The organism is Klebsiella sp. CN_Kp088 (assembly GCF_040064335.1).
Taxonomy (GTDB): domain Bacteria; phylum Pseudomonadota; class Gammaproteobacteria; order Enterobacterales; family Enterobacteriaceae; genus Klebsiella; species Klebsiella aerogenes.
The window spans coordinates 77566-83565 of record NZ_JBEAIQ010000035.1 but is presented as its reverse complement, the minus strand read 5'-3'; the positions used below and the strand labels follow the sequence as shown (position 1 = coordinate 83565).

6 protein-coding genes are annotated in these 6000 nt (G+C 54.0%); 4 read left to right on the top strand and 2 right to left on the bottom strand.

Annotation, left to right across the window (positions count from 1 at the left end; all coding sequences use genetic code 11):
* Window positions 1-96 precede the first annotated feature (96 nt).
* Together ABLV08_RS21970 and pepT are read right to left on the bottom strand one after the other, a co-directional pair.
* On the bottom strand, window positions 97-588 hold the full coding sequence (locus ABLV08_RS21970) for a transposase (RefSeq protein ID WP_047056367.1): 492 nt from the start codon (window positions 586-588) through the stop codon (window positions 97-99).
* Between the two features lie 86 nt (window positions 589-674).
* Window positions 675-1898, bottom strand: coding sequence for a peptidase T (gene pepT, locus ABLV08_RS21965; protein ID WP_015367150.1), 1224 nt, complete (start codon window positions 1896-1898; stop codon window positions 675-677).
* Between the two features lie 254 nt (window positions 1899-2152).
* Between pepT and potA the strand changes: the two genes are divergently transcribed.
* The 4 genes from potA to potD are packed head-to-tail and all read left to right on the top strand — an operon-like array spanning window position 2153 to window position 5955.
* Window positions 2153-3289 (top strand): spermidine/putrescine ABC transporter ATP-binding protein PotA, encoded by a 1137-nt coding sequence (gene potA, locus ABLV08_RS21960; protein ID WP_015705060.1) that lies wholly within the window; start codon window positions 2153-2155, stop codon window positions 3287-3289.
* Window positions 3273-4130, top strand: a complete 858-nt coding sequence (potB, locus tag ABLV08_RS21955) for a spermidine/putrescine ABC transporter permease PotB (protein ID WP_015705059.1) — start codon at window positions 3273-3275, stop codon at window positions 4128-4130. The genes potA and potB overlap by 17 nt, the downstream gene beginning before the upstream one ends.
* Complete coding sequence (gene potC / locus ABLV08_RS21950; protein ID WP_012968557.1) at window positions 4127-4912, top strand: spermidine/putrescine ABC transporter permease PotC; 786 nt, start codon at window positions 4127-4129, stop codon at window positions 4910-4912. The genes potB and potC overlap by 4 nt, the downstream gene beginning before the upstream one ends.
* The gene (potD, locus tag ABLV08_RS21945; protein WP_348856254.1) at window positions 4909-5955 is read left to right on the top strand and encodes a spermidine/putrescine ABC transporter substrate-binding protein PotD; all 1047 of its coding nucleotides are present in this window, start codon (window positions 4909-4911) and stop codon (window positions 5953-5955) included. The genes potC and potD overlap by 4 nt, the downstream gene beginning before the upstream one ends.
* Window positions 5956-6000: the final 45 nt, after the last annotated feature.

Genomic DNA, 6000 nt, shown 5'->3' with positions numbered 1-6000 from the left:
ATCAACCCACATCCTGCCCGGTGGCGCTGCGCTTACCGGGCCTACAAACGGCATCGGCATCGTAGGCCGGATAAGGCGTAGCCGCCATCCGGCATATTACCGCCGCTCTCCGGCATCCATTTCGGCGATGTGCCCTGCCCAATCCACAGGATATAACCCCTGCCTCACATCACGATGGAACGTTGAATATGGCCAATCACTCACACGTCCGACAAGCCGGTGTTTCACTGGATTGATATAAACGTAATCCATATGACGCCGATAATCTTCATCATTACGGATGGCATGTTCCCAAAAACGCGGCTGCCAGATCTGGTTTTGCGCTAACGCACGCGTAAAAGACTTTTTAATTTCCCGCCAACGACCAGAATAATCGGAATCGCCTTCCGGCAACGTCCAGATACAGTGCATATGTTCAGGTAACACAACCCAACTGTTAATCTGGAAAGGTCTTTTACGTTTAGCACAGGCTATCGCGGCACGAAGATGATCAATACGTCGTGTCAGCAGATCGCTGTGGCGATTTTGCAGGTTTACGGTGAAGAACCAGCAGCCGCCGGGGATATAACTACGGCGATAATTTGACATCAGAGGTTCCCTCCTCTTCAGTTTATATGGACTCTTTTTGCCCGGTGGCGCTGCGCTTACCGGGCCTACAGGACCGGGATCTGGCTTTAACGTTTTGCCGTCAGCTCCGCAATCCGCACAATCACCTGCACGGCTTTCTCCATGCCCTCCAGAGTGACAAACTCGTGCTTACCGTGATAGTTGTAGCCGCCGGTAAATAGGTTCGGGCACGGTAAGCCCATGAAAGAGAGCTGGGCGCCGTCCGTACCGCCACGGATTGGCTTTATCTGCGGCTCGATATCGCAGTCCACCATCGCCTGACGCGCGATGTCCACTACATGCGGATGGGCAATCACCTTCTCATGCATGTTGTAATAACTATCTTCGATCACCAGTTCGATGTAGCAATCCGGATGTAGCCCTTTACCGACCTTTTTGGCGATCTCCATCATTTTGCGTTTGCGCGCTTCAAACTGCTTGCGATCGAAATCGCGCAAAATGTAGTGCATCTCCGCCCGGTCGACGCTGCCCTTGATGCTGGTCAGGTGATAAAAACCCTCATAACCGTCGGTGGTTTCCGGGGCCTCACTGGCCGGCACTTCGGCGTGAATACGCGCCGCCAGCGATAAAGCGTTAACCATCACCCCTTTAGCCGTGCCGGGATGCACATTATTGCCAACAATTTTGATGGTCACCGAGGCGGCATTGAAATTTTCAAACTCCAGTTCGCCGACCCCGCCGCCATCCACGGTGTACGCCCAGCGGGCATCAAACGCGGCGACGTCAAAGTGCTTCGCGCCTTTGCCGACTTCTTCATCCGGCGTAAAGGCGACGCGAATATCGCCGTGAGGGATCTTTTTCGCCTGCAGCGTCGCCAGCGCCGTCATGATCTCTGCGATGCCCGCTTTATCGTCGGCGCCGAGCAGCGTTTTACCATCGGTGGTAATCAGGGTCTGGCCTAACAGCTGATGCAGGACCGGGAACATCACCGGCGACAACACTTCATCGCCGATGCCGAGGGCGATATCGCCGCCGCGGTAGTTTTCGACAATTTGCGGATTCACGTTCTTGCCGCTGAAATCCGGCGAGGTATCAACGTGGGAAATAAAACCGATGGCCGGGATTTCGCCTGCGACGTTGGCCGGCAGCGTCCCCATCACCGTGCCCTTTTCACTTAGCGTCACGTTGACCAGCCCCATCTCTTCCAACTGGCTCTGCAGCAAACGCAGCAGCTTCCACTGCCCTTCGGTACTGGGAACCTGACGCACGCCAGGCTTCGATTGCGTATCTAAAGAAACATACTGCAGAAAACGCTCAAGCAATTTATCCATGTGGCCACCCTCTTTTTTTGTGACAACATTATCAATAAGGGCGAAAAGACAAATATTGCGTCAGGTCATTTTTAGCCCGTAAACCAAAATTTAATACATTTACATGCATTATGTGTAAAGGTGGTACACCGCGGTACAACAATGATTGGCGATTACAATCGTTTGCCGTAAAATGCTGGCCCTTATTAATTATGTGCAACCCCAAAGGTGGTTAATCACAAACCCCGCAGCGATCCCTTTTCCGTTGCGTCTACATGGGACAGAGTCAAAAATTGAATATACAACCGCGTTCGCTTTCTCCGCTGGTACAACTGGCGGGAATTCGCAAAAGCTTTGATGGTAAGACCGTTATCTCCGATCTCAACTTAACCATCAATAATGGTGAATTTCTCACCCTGCTTGGCCCCTCTGGCTGCGGTAAAACAACGGTTCTTCGTCTAATCGCTGGTCTGGAAAGCGTCGATGTCGGACGTATCCACCTTGAAGACCAGGATATCACCCATGTTCCGGCGGAAAACCGCCACGTCAATACCGTATTCCAAAGCTATGCGCTTTTCCCGCACATGACCGTGTTTGAAAACGTCGCCTTCGGCCTGAGGATGCAGAAAACCCCGGCGGCAGAAATCACCCCGCGGGTGATGGACGCTTTGAAAATGGTACAGCTGGAGGCGTTTGCTCAGCGTAAGCCCCACCAACTCTCCGGCGGCCAGCAGCAGCGTGTCGCCATCGCCCGGGCGGTGGTCAACAAACCGCGTCTGCTGCTGCTTGATGAATCCCTCTCGGCGCTCGACTACAAGCTGCGTAAGCAGATGCAGAACGAACTCAAAGCGCTACAGCGCAAGCTCGGCATCACTTTTGTTTTCGTCACCCATGACCAGGAAGAAGCCCTGACGATGTCCGACCGCATTGTGGTGATGCGCGATGGCAAAATCGAGCAGGACGGCACTCCGCGTGAAATCTACGAAGAGCCGAAGAATCTGTTCGTCGCCAGTTTTATTGGCGAAATCAACATCTTCAACGCGACCGTCATTGAACGTCTGGATGAACAGCGCGTACGCGCCTGCGTCGAAGGCCGCGAGTGCAATATCTACGTCAACTTCGCCGTTGAAAAAGGGCAACAGCTGAACGTACTGCTCCGTCCGGAAGATCTCCGCGTGGATGAAATTCATCACGGCAGCGAAGCTGACGGCCTTATCGGCTACGTGCGCGAGCGCAACTACAAGGGGATGACCCTTGAGTCGGTTGTTGAGCTGGAAAACGGCAAGATGGTTATGGTCAGCGAATTCTTCAATGAAGACGATCCGGACTTTGACCACTCACTCGACCAGAAAATGGCGATTAACTGGGTAGAAAGCTGGGAGGTTGTGCTGGCCGATGAAGAACACCAGTAAATTCCAGAATGTGGTGATCGCCACCATCGTGGGCTGGCTTGTGCTGTTCGTTTTCCTGCCCAACCTAATGATCATCGCCACCAGCTTCCTGACCCGCGACGATGCGAACTTCGTCAAAATGGTCTTCACGCTGGATAACTACTCGCGGCTGCTGGATCCGCTCTATTACGATGTGCTGCTGCACTCGTTGAATATGGCGCTGCTGGCGACCCTCGCCTGCCTGGCGTTGGGCTACCCGTTCGCGTGGTTCCTGGCGCGCTTGCCGCAAAAGGTACGCCCGCTGCTGCTGTTCCTGCTGATCGTCCCGTTCTGGACGAACTCGCTGATCCGCATCTATGGGCTGAAGATTTTCCTCAGTACCAAAGGCTATCTGAACGAATTCCTGCTGTGGTTGGGGGTTATCGATACGCCGGTACGCATTATGTACACGCCATCGGCAGTGATCATCGGCCTGGTCTATATTTTGCTGCCGTTTATGGTGATGCCGCTCTACTCCAGCATTGAGAAACTGGATCGCCCGCTGCTGGAGGCGGCAAAAGATCTCGGCGCCAGCAAGCTGCAGACTTTTATCCGCATCATTATTCCACTGACCATGCCGGGAATTATCGCCGGCTGTCTGCTGGTGATGCTGCCGGCAATGGGGCTCTTTTACGTCTCAGACCTGATGGGCGGCGCCAAAAACCTGCTGATCGGCAACGTTATCAAGAGTCAGTTCCTTAATATCCGCGACTGGCCGTTCGGCGCGGCGACCAGTATTACCTTAACGCTGGTGATGGGGCTGATGTTGTTGATTTACTGGCGCGCGGCGCGTCTGCTGAATAAAAAGGTGGAGCTGGAATGATCGGTCGACTGCTGCGCGGCGGCTTTATGACCGCCATTTACGCGTATCTCTACATCCCTATTATTATTCTGATCGTTAACTCGTTTAACCGTTCACGCTTTGGTATTAACTGGCAAGGCTTCACCACCGACTGGTATAGCCTGCTGATGAATAACGATAGCCTGCTGCAGGCCGCCCAGCACTCGCTGACCATGGCGGTGCTGTCGGCAACCTTCGCCACGCTTATCGGCTCGCTCACCGCCGTGGCGCTGTATCGCTACCGTTTTCGCGGTAAGCCGTTCGTCAGCGGAATGCTATTCGTCGTGATGATGTCGCCGGATATCGTGATGGCTATCTCCCTGCTGGTGCTGTTTATGCTGATCGGTATTCAATTGGGTTTCTGGTCGCTGCTGTTTTCGCATATCACCTTCTGCCTGCCATTCGTGGTGGTGACCGTGTTCTCTCGCCTGAAAGGCTTTGATGTGCGCATGCTGGAAGCGGCGAAAGATCTCGGCGCCAGCGAGATGACCATCCTGCGCAAAATCATCCTGCCGCTGGCGCTGCCGGCGGTAGCAGCCGGGTGGCTGTTGAGCTTTACCCTGTCGATGGATGACGTGGTGGTCTCTTCGTTTGTCACCGGTCCGGGCTATGAAATCCTGCCGCTGAAGATCTACTCCATGGTGAAGGTCGGCGTTTCACCAGAAGTGAACGCGCTGGCGACGATTCTGTTGGTTCTTTCGCTGGTGATGGTTATCGCCAGTCAGTTAATTGCACGTGATAAAACTCAGGGGACGTTAAAATGAAAAAATGGTCACGCCACCTGCTCGCTGCGGGCGCTCTGGCTTTGGGCATGGGCGCCGCGCAGGCGGACAATAGCAAAACGCTCTACTTCTATAACTGGACCGAATACGTGCCGCCAGGCCTGCTGGAACAGTTCACCAAAGAGACCGGCATCAAGGTGATCTATTCGACCTACGAGTCGAATGAAACCATGTACGCCAAGCTCAAAACCTATAAAGACGGCGCTTACGATCTGGTGGTGCCATCAACCTATTTCGTCGACAAAATGCGCAAAGAAGGCATGCTGCAAAAGATTGACAAGAGCAAGCTGAGTAACTTCAGCAACCTCGACCCGCAGATGCTGAACAAACCTTTCGACCCGAATAACGACTACTCAATTCCCTACATCTGGGGCGCGACGGCAATCGGCGTCAATAGCGATGCTATCGACCCGAAAACCGTAACCAGTTGGGCCGACCTGTGGAAACCGGAATATAAAAGCAGCCTGCTGCTGACCGACGACGCGCGCGAGGTGTTCCAGATGGCGCTGCGCAAACTGGGCTATTCCGGCAACACCACCGATCCAAAAGAGATTGAAGCGGCTTATAACGAGCTGAGAAAGCTGATGCCAAACGTCGCGGCGTTCAACTCCGATAACCCGGCAAACCCGTATATGGAAGGCGAAGTGAACCTTGGCATGGTCTGGAACGGTTCCGCTTATGTCGCGCGTCAGGCAGGTACCCCGCTGGAAGTGATTTGGCCAAAAGAAGGCGGCATTTTCTGGATGGATAGCCTGTCGATTCCGGCGAATGCCAAAAACGTTGACGGCGCGCTGAAGTTGATTAACTTCCTGCTGCGCCCTGATGTCGCGAAACAGGTAGCCGAAACTATCGGCTATCCGACGCCAAACCTGGCCGCGCGCAAAATGCTCAGCCCGGAAGTCGCCAACGATAAATCGCTGTATCCGGATGCCGCCACTATCGAAAAAGGCGAATGGCAAAATGACGTCGGCAGCGCCAGCGCCATTTATGAAGAGTATTACCAGAAACTGAAAGCCGGGCGCTAACCCCGTAAGGCGGAACCCTGGTTCCGCCTTTTTCCCCTACCCGCC

Excerpts from the sequence above, each read along its gene's own strand:
- potC (WP_012968557.1), top strand. The coding sequence starts at position 4,127 with ATGATCGGTCGACTGCTGCGCGGCGGCTTTATGACCGCCATTTACGCG.
- potA (WP_015705060.1), top strand. The coding sequence starts at position 2,153 with ATGGGACAGAGTCAAAAATTGAATATACAACCGCGTTCGCTTTCTCCG.
- pepT (WP_015367150.1), bottom strand. The coding sequence starts at position 1,898 with ATGGATAAATTGCTTGAGCGTTTTCTGCAGTATGTTTCTTTAGATACG.
- potB (WP_015705059.1), top strand. The coding sequence starts at position 3,273 with ATGAAGAACACCAGTAAATTCCAGAATGTGGTGATCGCCACCATCGTG.
- potD (WP_348856254.1), top strand. The coding sequence starts at position 4,909 with ATGAAAAAATGGTCACGCCACCTGCTCGCTGCGGGCGCTCTGGCTTTG.
- ABLV08_RS21970 (WP_047056367.1), bottom strand. The coding sequence starts at position 588 with ATGTCAAATTATCGCCGTAGTTATATCCCCGGCGGCTGCTGGTTCTTC.